The 14,627-nt window shown below is 70.8% G+C and carries 13 protein-coding genes; 8 read left to right on the plus strand and 5 right to left on the minus strand.

Annotated elements, in window-relative coordinates:
- Window positions 1-4 precede the first annotated feature (4 nt).
- Entirely contained in the window at window positions 5-478 is a 474-nt protein-coding gene (locus ACYVAN_RS17270) for a hypothetical protein (protein WP_460960834.1), read from the plus strand.
- Window positions 479-676: 198 nt separating this feature from the next.
- Here ACYVAN_RS17270 and ACYVAN_RS17275 read toward each other — a convergent pair whose 3' ends face one another.
- From ACYVAN_RS17275 to ACYVAN_RS17285, 3 genes are all read right to left on the minus strand, one after another.
- On the minus strand, window positions 677-1,552 hold the full coding sequence (locus tag ACYVAN_RS17275; protein ID WP_460960836.1) for a 1,4-dihydroxy-2-naphthoate polyprenyltransferase: 876 nt from the start codon (window positions 1,550-1,552) through the stop codon (window positions 677-679).
- Between the two features lie 152 nt (window positions 1,553-1,704).
- Window positions 1,705-2,901 (minus strand): o-succinylbenzoate--CoA ligase, encoded by a 1,197-nt coding sequence (menE, locus tag ACYVAN_RS17280; RefSeq protein ID WP_460960838.1) that lies wholly within the window; start codon window positions 2,899-2,901, stop codon window positions 1,705-1,707.
- Between the two features lie 68 nt (window positions 2,902-2,969).
- Window positions 2,970-3,893: a 1,4-dihydroxy-2-naphthoyl-CoA synthase gene (locus ACYVAN_RS17285; RefSeq protein WP_460960840.1), complete on the minus strand. Its 924-nt coding sequence runs from the start codon at window positions 3,891-3,893 to the stop codon at window positions 2,970-2,972.
- A gap of 89 nt (window positions 3,894-3,982) precedes the next feature.
- On the opposite strand from ACYVAN_RS17285, the gene menD reads away from it, so the two are divergent.
- Both menD and ACYVAN_RS17295 read left to right on the plus strand, forming a co-directional pair.
- A complete protein-coding gene (menD, locus tag ACYVAN_RS17290) occupies window positions 3,983-5,656 on the plus strand; it encodes a 2-succinyl-5-enolpyruvyl-6-hydroxy-3-cyclohexene-1-carboxylic-acid synthase (protein WP_460960842.1) in 1,674 nt (557 codons plus the stop codon).
- Between the two features lie 184 nt (window positions 5,657-5,840).
- Window positions 5,841-7,340 (plus strand): M1 family metallopeptidase, encoded by a 1,500-nt coding sequence (locus ACYVAN_RS17295; protein WP_460960844.1) that lies wholly within the window; start codon window positions 5,841-5,843, stop codon window positions 7,338-7,340.
- A gap of 163 nt (window positions 7,341-7,503) precedes the next feature.
- On the opposite strand, the gene ACYVAN_RS17300 is transcribed toward ACYVAN_RS17295, so the two are convergent.
- Window positions 7,504-8,910: an isochorismate synthase gene (locus ACYVAN_RS17300; protein ID WP_460961577.1), complete on the minus strand. Its 1,407-nt coding sequence runs from the start codon at window positions 8,908-8,910 to the stop codon at window positions 7,504-7,506.
- Window positions 8,911-9,018: 108 nt separating this feature from the next.
- On the opposite strand from ACYVAN_RS17300, the gene ACYVAN_RS17305 reads away from it, so the two are divergent.
- The 3 genes from ACYVAN_RS17305 to ACYVAN_RS17315 all read left to right on the plus strand — a co-directional run bounded on the left by ACYVAN_RS17305 (window position 9,019) and on the right by ACYVAN_RS17315 (window position 11,422).
- Window positions 9,019-9,558, plus strand: coding sequence for a DUF3592 domain-containing protein (locus ACYVAN_RS17305; RefSeq protein ID WP_460960846.1), 540 nt, complete (start codon window positions 9,019-9,021; stop codon window positions 9,556-9,558).
- Window positions 9,559-9,710: 152 nt separating this feature from the next.
- Window positions 9,711-10,580: a 1,2-phenylacetyl-CoA epoxidase subunit PaaC gene (gene paaC / locus ACYVAN_RS17310; protein ID WP_460960848.1), complete on the plus strand. Its 870-nt coding sequence runs from the start codon at window positions 9,711-9,713 to the stop codon at window positions 10,578-10,580.
- Between the two features lie 161 nt (window positions 10,581-10,741).
- Window positions 10,742-11,422 carry a hypothetical protein gene (locus ACYVAN_RS17315; protein ID WP_460960850.1) on the plus strand — a complete coding sequence of 227 codons (681 nt, stop codon included), beginning with the start codon at window positions 10,742-10,744 and terminating at the stop codon, window positions 11,420-11,422.
- A gap of 20 nt (window positions 11,423-11,442) precedes the next feature.
- Here the strand turns inward: ACYVAN_RS17315 and ACYVAN_RS17320 are convergent, their stop codons facing one another.
- Complete coding sequence (locus ACYVAN_RS17320; protein WP_460960852.1) at window positions 11,443-12,294, minus strand: inositol monophosphatase family protein; 852 nt, start codon at window positions 12,292-12,294, stop codon at window positions 11,443-11,445.
- 166 nt (window positions 12,295-12,460) lie between these two features.
- Here ACYVAN_RS17320 and ACYVAN_RS17325 point away from each other — a divergent pair, with 166 nt between their 5' ends.
- Window positions 12,461-13,591, plus strand: a complete 1,131-nt coding sequence (locus ACYVAN_RS17325; RefSeq protein ID WP_460960854.1) for a glycosyltransferase family 4 protein — start codon at window positions 12,461-12,463, stop codon at window positions 13,589-13,591.
- 30 nt (window positions 13,592-13,621) lie between these two features.
- A complete protein-coding gene (locus ACYVAN_RS17330; protein ID WP_460960856.1) occupies window positions 13,622-14,311 on the plus strand; it encodes a demethylmenaquinone methyltransferase in 690 nt (229 codons plus the stop codon).
- Window positions 14,312-14,627: the final 316 nt, after the last annotated feature.

A 14,627-nucleotide genomic window follows, 5' to 3' on the forward strand; every position in this document is an offset into this window, starting at 1 on the left:
AAGCATGTCACGAAAAGCACTGATTATCGCGGCCGTCGTGTGGGCGGTCCTGGCAGGCGGCGCGTTCGCCGTGTTCATGGGTGTGACGATCTTCGGCGGCACTCAGTTGTCCAAGGAAAGCACCGAGATCGCCGGTGGCAAGCGAACCGAGGAGTACCGGTGGGACGGTGAGCCGTTCATCCTCACCAAGAGTTCGTCGAAGCCCGTGACGTGCGTGGTGCGACCCGACAACGGTGAGCAGCGGCCGGTGAGCAACTACAAGGACATCCGGTTCAACCGGATCTATGAGAAGACGGCCTGGTTCTCCGGCTCGGCCACGATCGACTGCAACGACTCGGTGACGCTGCGCTCCGGGGCGAACCTCAAGATGTACAAGATCATGAACCACCGCGTCACCAAGTTCGGGGCGGCCGCCGTCGCGGCGGGCCCGTTGGCGGCGGTGCTGGTCTTCGGTTCCCGCCGGAAGGTGAACAGCTGACCGGACCGCGCTGGGGAGTGTTCGGGAGTGGTTTGGTCAGCCGGGATCCCGCGCGGAAGGCGGCTGGCCCCGCTCGTGAAACAGATCCGGGAATCCGCGCGGTGTCGTGGACTGATCGTGGACGGGAGAGTTCCGCCTGCTGCGGAGCTCTCCCGTATGTCGTCGCTCGTCGTCGTTGGCCCGAGCCCGGTACGTGGCTCAGCCTCCGAGGGCCAGCGCCAGCCCGGTCAGGGTTCCCCAGGCGAGCATCACGAAGCCCGTGTCGCGGAGTGCGGGAACGAGCCCGCGCCCTTGAGCACCGCCCAGCACGGCGCGGAGCGAGGGCACCAGCAGCGGCAGTGCGAGGAAGCCGAGTAGCACCCAGGTGTTGCGCAGCCCGCTGAGCGTGGTGATGAGGAAGGGGATCAGCACCAGCGTGGCGTAGAGCGTCCGGGTGTCGCGATCGCCGAGCAGCACGGCCAGGGTTCGCTTGCCGGTCACCCGGTCGGTCGGGATGTCGCGCAGGTTGTTGGCCACCAGCACGGCGCTCGACAGCGTCCCGATCGCCACGGCGGCTCCGATCCCGGCCCCGGTGATCGTGTCGGCCTGCACGTAGAGGGTGCCGAGCACGGCGGTCAGTCCGAAGAAGACGAACACGGCGATCTCGCCGAATCCCGCGTAACCGTAGGGATTGCGCCCGCCGGTGTAGAACCACGCGCCCGCGATGCAGGCCGCGCCGACCGCGATCATCCACCAGTGCTGGCTCAGGTAAACCACGCCGAGGCCGGCGACGGCGGCCAGGCCGAAGCAGGTGAAAGCCGCCGTGCGCACCGACGTGGGGTCGGCGGTCCCCGAGCCCACCAGCCGGTCCGGCCCGACTCGGTCGTCGTCGGTGCCCCGAATCCCGTCGGAGTAGTCGTTCGCGAAGTTCACGCCGGTGATCAGCAGCAGGGCCACGGCGAGCGCCAGCAGCGCGAGCACCGGGTCGAATTTGTCCGTACCGGCTGCCGCACCGGTTCCCACGAGCACGGGCGCGATCGCGTTCGGCCAGGTCCGGATGCGCGCGCCTTCGATCCACTGAGCGACTGTCGCCATGCCGCTCATCTTCGCGCACTGGTTGGTGCTCGGACGGTGCGCCCTGGGAAAGTGAATCCGTGGCACGTCGAGTATCGACGCGAACGCGCACCGTTGACGAACCCCGGGCTGTTGAGAACCCGGGCTGTTGAGAACCCGGCGCGCGTAAGGAGTCAGTCGCCGCCGGAGCCCCGGAAGAGCGCCCGGAGCGCCTGGCGGTCCGGCTTGCCGGGGCCGCGCAGCGGCAACTCGTCCAGGACGGCGATCCGCTTCGGGGCCGCGTGCGCCCCCACCCGTTCCCGGACCACGGCGCGCAGTGCCTCCGCATCGGGCCGTCCGCCCGGCTCGGCGGGCACGACGGCCGCCGCAACGACCTGCCCCCATTCCCGGTCGTCGATCCCCAGCACGCAGACCTCCCTGACCTCGACGAGCTCGGTGAGCGCCCGCTCGACCGGCAGCGGGGCCACGTTGACCCCGCCGGTGATGATCATGTCGTCGGCGCGGCCGAGGACGACCAGCCTGCCGTCCCGCCAGTGCCCCAGGTCGCCGGTGTGGAACCAGCCACCGGCGAAGGACGCCGAGCTTCCGCTGCTCGCGGCGTGGGTTCGGCGGTAACCGCGCGCCACCATCGGCCCGGCGAGCCGGATCCGCCCGGACGGATCGTCGAGGTGCACCCGCACGCCGTCCAAGGGGGTTCCGTCGTAGACGCAGCCACCCGAGGTTTCGCTCATCCCGTAGGTGGTGACGACGCGAACTCCGGCATCCAGCGCGCGGCGAAGCGTCTCCGGCGGTGTTGCCGCCCCACCGAGTAGCACGGCAGCGAATTCGCGGAGGGCCGCGAGACCTTCGCCGGCCTCGTCGAGAAGCCTGCTGAGCTGGGTGGGAACCAGGGCGGTGTAGTGCGGTCCGTCGGTGCGCAGGGTTCGGCGGGCGGCTTCGGCGAACGTGTCCGGCCGGAAACCGCCCGAGAGGTCCACCGCTTGCGGCTCGGTGCCCGCCAGCAGCGACCGGACGAGCACCTGGATCCCCGCGATGTGGTGCGCGGGCATCGCCAGCAGCCAGTGCCCCGCCCCACCCAGGTGCCGGTGGGTGGCGGTGGCCGAGGCGTGCAGCGCCGACGCGGGCAACAGCACCCCCTTCGGCATCCCGGTGGAGCCCGAGGTGGCGATCACCAGCGCGGTGGGGTCGGCGGGGTCGTCCTCGTCGTCTTCGAGTGGTTCACCGGTTCCGAGGGCCGCGGCGGGGCCGTCGGAACCGGGGGGAGCCGGAAGCAGCGCCGGCCCCGCACCCGCGAGGGCGCGTTCCAGCGCAGGCAGCATCTCGAGCGCTCCCGCGCCGGTCGGTACGGGGAGTGGTTCGAGCACGCGCATCCGTCCATTGTCCGCCGTCCGCTCGGGACGGGTACGGCGCCCCGAGCGGACGGCCGGGTTCGCGCGCCTCAGTAGTACCAGGGGAACTCGGACCAGTCGGGTTCCCTGCGCTGCAGGAAGGCGTCCCGGCCCTCCACGGCCTCGTCGGTCATGTACGCCAGGCGGGTTGTCTCACCGGCGAACAACTGCTGGCCGACCAAGCCGTCGTCGATCGCGTTGAAGGCGTACTTGAGCATCCGCTGCGCGGTGGGCGACTTGCCGTTGACCTCGCGGGCCCACTGAAGCGCGGTCGCCTCCAGCTCCTCGTGCGGGACCGCCTCGTTGACCATGCCCATCTGGTATCCCTGCTCGGCGCTGTAGGGACGGCCGAGGAAGAAGATCTCGCGGGCGAACTTCTGCCCGGTCTGGCGGGCGAGGTAAGCCGAGCCGAAACCGCCGTCGAAGCTGCCGACGTCGGCGTCGGTCTGCTTGAAGCGGCCGTGCTCGGCGCTGGCGAGGGTGAGATCGCACACGACGTGCAGGCTGTGCCCGCCGCCCGCGGCCCAGCCGGGCACCACCGCGATCACGACCTTCGGCATGAACCGGATGAGTCGTTGCACCTCCAGGATGTGCAACCGCCCGGCACGGGCCGGATCGACCGTTTCGGAGGTGTCCCCGCTGGCGTACTGGTAACCGGAGCGGCCACGGATCCGCTGGTCACCACCGGAGCAGAACGACCAGCCGCCGTCCTTTGGCGACGGACCGTTGCCGGTGAGCAGCACACAGCCCACATCGCTGGTCATGCGGGCGTGGTCGAGAGCTCGGAAGAGCTCGTCCACGGTGTGCGGTCGGAAGGCGTTGCGGACCTCGGGACGGTTGAACGCGATGCGCACCGTTCCTCGGCCGGGCCCGTCCTCGACGCAGCGGTGGTAGGTGATGTCGGTGAAGTCGAAACCTGCGACGGGCTCCCACACGTCCGGATCGAACAGCTCGGAAATACGCGAGTTCAGCACACTGGGACAATAGGTGCCGCAGGCAGCGGGGCTGGGGCAGGAGTACGGTCGGGCCGCTGAGGTGGGAGCCAGGGGACCGGGGTGATGTGTTGAATCCGTCCACGGCGCAGGCCGAGGTCATCGTCGACGAACTCGTTCGCAACGGGGTGCGCCAAGTGGTGCTCTCCCCGGGTTCGCGCAATGCGCCTCTGTCGTTCGCGCTGCACGACGCGGCGGAAACCGGCAGACTGCGGCTGCACGTCCGCATCGACGAGCGCAGCGCGGGATTCCTCGCCCTGGGGCTCGCCGCGCGCGGCGGGACACCCGTTGTGGTGGTGTGCACCTCCGGAACGGCCGCGGCCAACCTGCACCCGGCGGTGAGTGAAGCCCACCACTCCGGGATACCGCTGATCGCGCTCACCGCGGACCGGCCCCCCGAGCTCCGCGCCGCGGGTGCGAACCAGACCATCGAACAAGCCAGGCTCTACGGGCCGGAAGTGCGCCTGTTCGACGAGCTCGCGGTCGCCGAGGACCGCCCGGGGCAGAACGCGTACTGGCGCAGCCAGGTCTGCCGGGTCGTGCACGCCGCCGCGGGTGACGCGCGCGGTGGGCCGGTACACCTGAACCTCCCGTTCCGGGATCCACTCGTGCCCGACGGCGACCCCGGGTGGTGCGAGTCGCTCGCCGGGCGTTCCGGTGGTCGGCGATGGACCGAGGTGGCCGATTCCGGCTGGGCTCCGAGCACCCTGTCCAGGGTCGCGGCGCGACGGGGGCTGGTGCTGGTCGCCGACGGTGGCCCGGAAGGGGCCTGCGACTGGGGCGAGCGCTACGGCTGGCCGGTGCTCTCCGAAGCGGGCGGTGTGGGACTGTCCGGAACCGCGGCCATCAGTACCGGGATGTGGTTGCTCAACCTCGCCGACTTCGTCCGCAAGAATCGGCCGGAGCAGGTGCTGTGCGTCGGTCGCCCCACCGTTTTCCGGCAGGTGCAGGCGCTCGTCGCGGACACCGGGGTGGAGGTGCTGCTGGCGCACGGCAGTCGGACGGACTGGCCCGCCCCCGCGCACAACCTCATGGAGGTGGCCGAAACCTTCGGCGAGCCGCCGGGGCGCACCGATCCGGCCTGGTTGACGACCTGGCAGCAGGCGGACCAGAAGGCTTCCGCCGCGCTGCACGCGGCCGTCGATCTGGAGAGCTGGCCGAGCGGGCCCGCGGTGGCACGAGGCGTCGTGGACGCGTTGCCGGACGGTTCGCTGCTGGTTCTGGGTTCCTCGAACCCGACCCGCGACGTGGCGCTGGCGGCTCGGCAACGGCCGGACGTGCTCGTGCAGCGCAACCGCGGCGTCGCCGGTATCGACGGGACCGTGTCGACGGCCGTCGGCGGTGCGCTCGCCCACGACGCACCGGCCTACGCGCTCGTGGGCGATCTGACCTTCCTGCACGATGCCAACGGGCTGCTGATCGGCTCGGCCGAAGAACGCCCCGACCTCACGGTCGTGGTGTACAACGACGACGGCGGCGGTATCTTTTCGCTGCTGGAGCAGGGAAATCCCCGCCATTCCGACTCGTTCGAGCGGATCTTCGGCACTCCGCACGGCACCGACATCGGCAGTCTCTGCGCGGCGCACGGTGTGGAACACGTCGAGGTGCACGAACGCTCGGAGCTCGGCTCCGCGTTGCGGCGGCCTTCGGGCCTGCGGGTCGTGGAAGTCCGTGCCGATCGCGCGCAACTGCGCGGCGTGCACGAACGCCTGCACGCGGCCGTCCGCTCGGCCGTGCTCGGCTGACCACCCGGCTGCCGGGGGAGCCACCGCCACCGGCACGCCGTCCGAGCGGAGTCGACCGGGCAGTGGGAAAAGTGCGAAGTCGATTCCGGCCCCGGCCGATTGAGATCCGGCATACCCTCCTAGCTGATCGTCGAGCACGAACAGTGTTCGGCGAATCACATTCGGCGATATCAGGAGGTAGCAGGTGTTTCGACGAAACGGGCTGCGGGCGACGGCGGCCGCGTGCTGCACGGCGGCGCTGCTGGCCACTCCGGCCGCCGCGGGCAGCGACGGGCCGGGCGCACCGGGAGTGGGCGACGACTACTTCCCCGGCTACGGCAACGGCGGCTACGACGTGGCGCACTACGACATCCGGTTGCGCTACGAACCCGAGCAGGACCACCTGCGCGGAACAACGACGATCGTGGCCAACCCCACCCAGGACCTCACCGCGTTCAACCTGGACTTCGCGTTGAACGTCGAGTCGGTTCGGGTGAACGGGCGCGCCACGGAGTTCCGGCACGAGGGCACGGAGCTGACGGTCACGCCACCGGACACGCTGCCGGAAGGCGAACTGGCCACGTTCGTCGTCGACTACGCGGACGTTCCGTCCGATGTGGCGGTCGACGGCAAATCTCCCTGGGTGCGTACCAGCCAAGGTGCGCTCGCGGTCGGGCAGCCCGAGATCTCGGCGTGGTGGTACCCGGGCAACGACCACCCCACCGACAAGGCGACTTTCGACGTTTCCGTCGCGGTGCCGGAAGGAAAAGAAGTCGTTTCCAACGGAGTGAACACCGCCAAGTCCACTTTGGCCGGTTGGACGACGTGGAAGTGGCGGACGACCGAACCCACCGCGAGCTACCTGGCGTTCGTCGCCATCGGCGAGTACGGGGTCCACAAGGGAACGGGAGCGTTCGGTCAGCCGTTCGTCACCGCGTATGCCGACGGGCTCGGGGAGTACGCGGGTGCGGCCAAGGCCAGCGTGGAACGCACGCCGGAGATCACCGAGTTCCTGTCCCGGTTGTTCGGCGAGTACCCGTTCGAGGCGCAGGGCGGCGTCGTCGCGTCCGAGGGGTTGAACTTCGCGCTGGAGAACCAGACCCGCCCCGTGTACAGCCACCTGTTCTTCCGCGACGGGTCGAACACCTCGGTGGTCGTCCACGAGATGGCCCACCAGTGGTTCGGCGATTCGGTGTCGATGGATTCGTGGGCCGACATCTGGACCAACGAGGGCTTCGCGACCTACGCGGAGTGGCTGTGGTCGGAGGAGCGGGGAACCGGCACCGCCGACGAGCTCTTCGACCACTACTACTCGTCGATCCCGGCGGATGATCCGTTCTGGCAGGTGACACCGGGCGATCCGGGTGCGGAGAACATCTTCCACAGCGCCGTTTACAACCGTGGCGCGATGACCCTGCACGCGCTGCGCAACGTGATCGGTGACGAGGTGCTGCTCGACGTGAGTCGCACCTGGCTGCAGCAGCACCGCAACTCCACGGGCACGGTCGAGGAGTTCATCGAGTTGGCCGAGCAGCGTTCGGGGCGTCAGCTCGACCGCTTCTTCGATGCCTGGCTGTTCAGCCCCGGCAAGCCCGAGGTCGGTGCCGAGACGGGTGTCCCGGCCGGTGCCATGCGCGCGGCCGCCGAGCCGAAGGCCGTCGCCGAACTCGACGAGACCCATTCCCTGCTGCACTCGCACGACTGAGGCGACAGCACCAAGGCGACGCCATCCCCGACCGGGCACCACGCACTCGGAACCACGCTCCCGGCACTCAAGCCCGCGTGCCGGGAGCGTGTTCGGTGGCGGTGCGAGCATCGCGCATGCCCGCGGCCCCCAGGGAGTTCCCGCCCAGGGGTCTCGACGGTCCTCAGCGGACCCCTTCGAGCGCCTCTCGGATGGGAATGAGTTTCGCTTCCGCTTCGGCCACCTCGGTATCCGGATCGGAATCGGTGACCACCCCGCACCCCGCGAACAACCGGACGCGGCTGCCCCGGCCCGTCGTCGGGACAGCCGGCTCCGCGCCGCCCTCGGCCCCCCGGTCGCCCCCTACGCCCGGGTCGTCCCCTACGCCCGGGTCCTCCTCGGCCGGGGCCGGCTCGCCGATCCGGCCGCCGTCGCGTTCTCCGGTGCCGTCCCGGCCCGGGGTGTCGTCCTGGACCTGGGCGCAGCGCAGCGCCAAGCCCAGTACGCCGTTCCCCTCGCCGTCGATCCAGCCGACCGGACCCGCGTAGCGTCCGCGATCCATTCGTTCGAGTTCGCGGATCATCGGGACCGCGTCCTCGGTCGGCGTGCCCCCGACCGCGGCGGTCGGGTGCACGGCCTCGGCCATCCGGAACAGCGAAGCGGTGCCGTCTTCGGAGCGGGGCTCGGCGAGCAGCCCCCACACGTCGGAGGCGAGGTGCATGACGTTGCGGAGGCGGAGCACCTCGGGTGTGTCCGGAACCGACATGCGGTCGCAGAACGGGCGGAGCGCGTCGGCGAGGGACTCCGTCGCGTAGGCGTGTTCGCTGCGGTCCTTGGTCGAACTCCGCAGCTGTGCGGCCAGTTCGTCCGCGCTGCGGCCGTCCCGAGGCCACGTGGTCCCGGCGAGAACCCGGGAACGCACCTGACGCCCGGTGCGTTCGAGGAGCAGCTCCGGCGTGGCGCCGACGAGTCCGTCCACTTCGAACGTCCAGCAGCTCGGGTACCGCTCGGCGAGGTTGTGCAGCAGGAACCGGGTATCGAGCGGTTCGGACGTGGTGGCGATCAGGTCGTGTGCGAGGACGACCTTGTCTATCCCGCCCGGTCCGTCCATCCGGTGCACGGCATCGGCCACCAGTTGTCGGTACCGGGTGGTGGGCAGTTGACCGTCGCTGTAGCGAACGGTCCCGGGCTGCCGAGGGGCGCTGCGCGGTTCGACGTCGTCGATCGGGTCCGTCTCGGTCCCGATTGTGGTGAGCCAGCGCACGCCGTCGCGCTGTCCGATCACGACCCGCGGGACGACCAGGACCGAGTCGCCGGGGACGTCGGCGAAGGCCATGCTGGTGAAGGCGACGGGGCCGGTGCCGGGGAGCTGGACCGCGTCGTCGATCTCCATGCGTTCGCGCTGCCGCTGCCACCAGTCGTCGGCGACGGCGAACCGATCCGGCCCCCGGGCGTGCAGGCGGGCCGCCTCGCCCCAGCCGATGAGTCCGTCGCCGTCGCGGACCCACGCGGTGGTGCGCTCGTCCGGTAGCAGCCGCAGGAGCCGCAGATCCCGCGTCGGGTCACCGTCGGGGATCTTGCGTGTACGCACGGTCAATTGCCGGGGGGTGGTCACCACTCTTTCAACTCATACCAGTTGGCTCCGCCGGTAGCCGGGTCGCCCGTCGGTCCCCGCCTCCGGCTCCTACAATCGGGCTTCGTGGCTGGCGACGCGGAGGCTCAGGAGGCGACCGCTGCGGCGGACCGGACGGATGCGGAGAGTGACGCTTCGTCCACTCCGCGTCCTCGTCGTGACCGGCGTGCTCTGGGAGCGCGAGCGCTCCTCGTGGCGGGCGTGCTGCTGACCGCCCTCGGGTTGTCGGTTGTCGGGGCTTGCTTCATCAACGACCGCACCATCGAGGAATCCAGGGGATCCTCGGTGGCGGAGGTGGTCGACACCTCGTTCTTCCGCACCGTGGTGCGCTTCAGCACCGACGAGGGGAAGGTCTACATTCCGCAGAACGGCGTGCTCTACCCGGCGGGCCTGAAGGAAGGCCAGTCGGTCCGCGTCGAGTACGACTCGCGCAACCCCGAACTGGTGCGCGTGGCCGGACGGACGATGGTGCTGTCGCTGCTGCCGGTGTTCAGTTCGCTGGCGATCGTGTGGGCGGTCGTGCTCACCGGTGTGTGGATGCTGCGCGGTCGGCCGCGGCGTACCGAGGACTCGAATCGGGCCGGAGAACCGGCCCGGAGTCCCTGAAATTGGGGTCATAAGTCCTGTTCGCAGGCACTTCCCGCGTTCCGGCGCGGGTGTGACACTGGAATCGCGAACCCCAGCGCTGCCCTGGAACCCCGTCCGGCACACCCCGGCCGGTTGCCACGCAAGGCCGATGTGACCCATCGGAGGTTGCGATGAACAGCGTCTCCGCGGAAGTTCAGGGGTGGGTCCTCAGCTCACCCGAACCGACCATCGTCGCGGACAGGTCGGTCCCGTCCGGTGTCGACGCCTCGGACCTCGCGACGTACTGCACGATGCTCGGCGACGACGCCCTGCTCCTGTCCCACCGGCTGTCCGAATGGGCCACTCGTGCGCCCGAGCTGGAGGAGAACATGGCGCTGGGGGCCATCACCCTGGAGTTGCTCGGGCAGGCGAGGGGGCTGCTGGCACGCGCGGCCGAGATCGAGGGGACCGGGTGGGACGAGGACCGGCTCGCCTACTTCCGGGACGCGCGCCAGTTCCGGAACGTGCGCCTCGCCGAGATCGATTGCGGTCCCGGCCCGGGCGGGGATTTCGCGGCCACGGTCGCGCGCTCGCTGGTGTTCGCCACCTGGCGGCACGCCGTTTTCGAACGGCTCGTCTCCACCCGTGACCCGGTCCTGTCCGTGTTGGCGGCGAATTCGTTGCCTTCCGTGACCCGGCATCGCGACCACGCGGCGCAGTGGGTGATCCGGCTCGGCGACGGCAGCGCGGGATCCAAGCAGCGCATGCTGGCCGGGCTGCGACGAGTGTGGCCGCTGGTCGGCGAACTGTTCCACCCGCACGCGGTCGAAATCCGGTTGGCGAAGGCGAACTGCGCGGTGAATCCGGCGATCGTGCGCGAGGACGTCGCCACCGACATCGACGAGACGTTGTCGGTCGCCCGGTTGCGGTTGCCGGACCTCGCCGCGCAGGCTCCCTTCGCCGGTTCCGGGGGCCGGGACGGCGCCCACACCGAGTCGATGGATTTCGTCGTGGCCGAGCTGCAGCACATCGCCCGTTCGGACTCGCCGTTGCAGTGGTGAGTGGTCGCCGGTGGAAAGTGAGTACTTTCCCCCACGCTTTCTGCGGCCGGGTTCGGCAGAGTGATCCGGGAATGCCCCGTCGAGGGAGTTCGCCGGTCCGCAGCCGGACCGGCCACGCGTATGAGGTTTCAGCCAGGTCCGATCGGGAGGTGCGGCGTCGTATGGGCGAATCAGGGGTGCAGATCCTGATGTTGGTGCTCGCGGGTGCGTACGTGGGCTGGTCCCGCCTGCGGGCAGGGGCCGACTGGCGGGCGGGCGAGCCCGCCCCGGTTCCGGTCGGCCGACTCGCGCCCGCCGACGCGCCCGCCCCCGTCGCTGTCCCTGTCGCTACCACTGACCCTGCCGGTGCCGCTGCCGGGAGCGAGGTGGCCCCTCGGCCCGCGGGGACGGCGCCGTTGCCGGAACGCGGTCCCTGGCGGCAAGGGCTGCACCGCTGCGAGCAGTCCGTGCGCCGAGCGCGGTGCGCGGTCGATTCGGTGTCCTCCGCGCAGGCGCGGGCCCAGCTGCTGCCGGTCGTCCGCCGGATGGACGCCGAGCTGCCCGCGGTGTTGGCGCTCGTGGAACTGGGACGCAGCCTCGCCGACGGCCCCGGCACGGTGCGCGGCGAACTGGCCGTGTACCGGGTCTCCGACCAGCTCGACGACGCGGGGAACCGGTTCGGCGAGCTCACCGAGCAGGTACTGGCGGCCGTCGGCCAATTGGTGGCCGAACCCGACCTGGACCGGGTGCACCGGCAGGCCGCCGAACTTCGGGACGGATTTCCGTTGCTTCGCCCGATGTCGGCCCTGTACGGAACCGAACCGGCCCCGGCACCCGGCGCGGTGCTGGACCCGGTCGGCTGACCGATCGGAGCGGCCGGTACTCAGCCACCGGTCGCCTGCTGCCACCACGCCAGCACGTCCTCCGCCACGCCGGGGACGGCCACCAGCAGGCCGTCCGTGGGCATCGTCGATCGGTTCCCCCGTCGGTCGACGATGGTGGCGCCGGACTCCTCGGCCAGGGCCAGCGCTGCCGCCACGTCCCATTCCGCGTAGGAGTCCAGCACGGCGGCCGTGGCCCGTCCCAGCGCGACCTGCGTGATGGCCAGCGCCGGTGACCCGAGCAGTCGCACACCCACCTGGGCAGCCGTCGCGTTGGCGATGAACCGTTCCATGCCCGGCCAGGTGCCGGTCTTGGTGAGTTCGGTGCACACGATGCCTGCGCGGGTCTCCCGTTCCTCTTCCAGCCGGATCCGTGCGCCGTTCGCGCGCATCCCGCGGCCGCGCGCGGCCGCGTAGATCTGCGTCCGGTACGGGTCGGCGACCACGCCCACGACCGGCCCGGTCCGGTCGAGCATCGCCAGGCTGTAGGAGCACCAGGGCAGTCCGGCGACGTAGTTGGCCGTCCCGTCGACCGGGTCCACCGACCAGCGCAACCGGTCGGCTCCCGCCGTCCAGTGCTCGGGGACCGCCGGGGGCGCGTCGAACTCCTCGCCGAAGACGGGGATGCCGGGGAACTCCTCGGACAGGATCCGTCTGGTGTGCCGTTCGAGCGTTCGCCCGGTGTCGGTGACCCAGTCGAACGGGGAATCGGCCACGCCGGGACCTGCCGCGCGGCCGGCCGTGGCGGTGATGACATCGGCGGCGTCGTTCGCGAGTCGCCCCGCTACCTCGAGAGCCCGCGAGACGAGACCGGGTTCGACGTTCGGCGCGGGCTGGGAGGGCAATGCCGTCATGCCGTCTCAGCCTCATCACATTCGGTGACACCCACCCCAAACAGAGGTGGACAGCGGTGGAGCAGCAAGCCAAGTTCGCGTGGTGCGAGGCGTGTTGGGCTGGCATTCGAACGGAGTTCCGGCCTTCGACACGTGAGCGTCGCCTGGGCTGGTCACCGTGTGGGCCGTGCGAATCGCGATCGTGACCGAGAGCTTCTTGCCGCAGGTCAACGGGGTGACCAACTCGGTGCTGCGGGTGCTCGAACACCTGCGGCGCCGGGGAGACCGAGCGATGGTGGTCGCTCCGGGCCCCGGGCCCGAGGAGTACGCGGGCAGTCCGGTCGTCCGGTTGCCCGCCATGGACGTGCCCGCGCTGGCCGCGCTCCCCATCGGCTTCCCGACGCGACGGTTGCTCGCGGAGGTGCGCGACTTCCGGCCCGACGTGGTGCACCTGGCTTCCCCGTTCGTCGTCGGAGCGCGCGGGCTGGCGGCTGCCCGCAAGCTGGACGTACCGGCGGTGGCCGTCTACCAGACCGACGTGGCGGGGTTCGCCGACTCGTACGGGCTGGGGCTGACCGCGCGTGCGGCGTGGCGCTGGACGCGCAGGGTGCACTGCGGCGCCGACCGGACGCTGGCGCCCTCCACCTGGGCCGTCGACACGCTCCGCGAACGCGGGATTCCCCGCGTGCACCAGTGGGGTCGCGGGGTGGACACGGCGCGGTTCCGGCCGGAGCGCCGCGACGCGGAACTGCGCGCGGCCTGGGCGCCGAACGGCGAGCTGCTGGTCGGCTACGTCGGCCGGTTGGCGCCCGAGAAGCACGTGGAGCGCCTGGCGGCGTTGAACGACGTGCCCGGTGTGCGGCTCGTGGTGGTCGGTGCGGGACCGGAACGCGCGGCACTGGCCGATCGGCTGCCCGGCGCGCTGTTTCCCGGTTTGCGCACCGGAGACGAGCTGGCCCGGTGCTACGCGAGCCTGGACGTGTTCGTGCACACCGGCCCGTACGAGACGTTCTGCCAGTCGGTGCAGGAGGCGATGGCCTCGGGACTTCCGGTGCTCGCGCCGGATGCGGGTGGCCCCCGCGATCTCGTGCGCCCGGGCAGGACGGGGCTGCTCCTCCCGCCGCACGACGTGTCCGGACACGCGGTGCGGCTGCGGGCCGCGGTGGAGTCGCTGCGGGACCCGGCGCTGCGAGCCCGGTGGGGCGCGGCGGGACGGGCAGCGGTCGCCGATCGGACGTGGTCCGCGCTGGGCGAGGAACTGGTCGGGCACTACGCGGCGGTGCTCGGCTCGGGTGGGATCGAACGGTCCGCTGCCTGAGGCCGGAGGGCTCCACGTAGGCTGTCGGATGTGTCTAGGGCCGGTTTGGACAAGGACCCGCGTGAGGTCGCCGCGATGTTCGACGGCGTGGCGCGGCGTTACGACCTGACCAACACCGTGCTGTCCTTCGGGCAGGACCGTCGGTGGCGGGACGTCACGCGGCGGGCGCTGGAACCGAAGCGGGGCGAGCGGATCCTCGACCTCGCGGCGGGCAGCGGAGTGTCCACCGCCGAGTTCGCGCGTTCGGGTGCGTGGTGCGTGTCCGCGGACTTCTCGCTGGGCATGCTGTCGGTCGGACGCGATCGGGGACTGCCGATGGTGGCGGCCGACGCGTTGCACCTGCCGTTCGCGGACGACTCGTTCGACGCGGCGACCATCCTGTTCGGCCTGCGCAACCTGGCCGACACGGTCGAGGGGCTGCGGGAGATGGCCCGGGTGGTTCGCCCAGGGGGCCGACTGGTGGTGTGCGAGTTCTCCACGCCGACGTGGGCACCGTTCCGCTCGATCTACATGGATTACGTGATGCGCGGCCTGCCGCCGATCGCCCGGGCGGTCTCGTCCAACCCGGATGCCTACGTCTACCTCGCGGAGTCGATCCGGGAGTGGCCGGATCAACGCGCGCTCGCCGAGCTGATCGCGGAAGCCGGCTGGAGCGGTGTCGCGTGGCGGAACCTCACCGGGGGAGTCGTCGCCATCCACCGCGCCGTCAACCCGGAGTAAGCGGTCAACCCGGAGTAATCAGCACTCTCTCTTCGGCCCTTTGGCGGGCCACACCGTCCCCCCGACGCGTGCGGGTTCGCGCGGGTCGCGTACGCATCCGCGCCCGAACCCTGCCGGGAGTCCGTCCCGATCGCGCATCGGCTGCCTCGAAAGATCGACAGGCCGCTGACCCCGCGCAGTGTCCGGCTCGGTTCCGGACGTGGCGCGCACAGCGGTGGAATTTCGACAGAGGCGGCGGGCCGAACTTCGCATTCCCCCCTCCCGGGCCTGCTCACCGGCGGTGGAGGTCACCCGAGCGACCCTCGTCGCGGGGTCG

This window comes from Parasphingorhabdus pacifica (assembly GCF_054779195.1).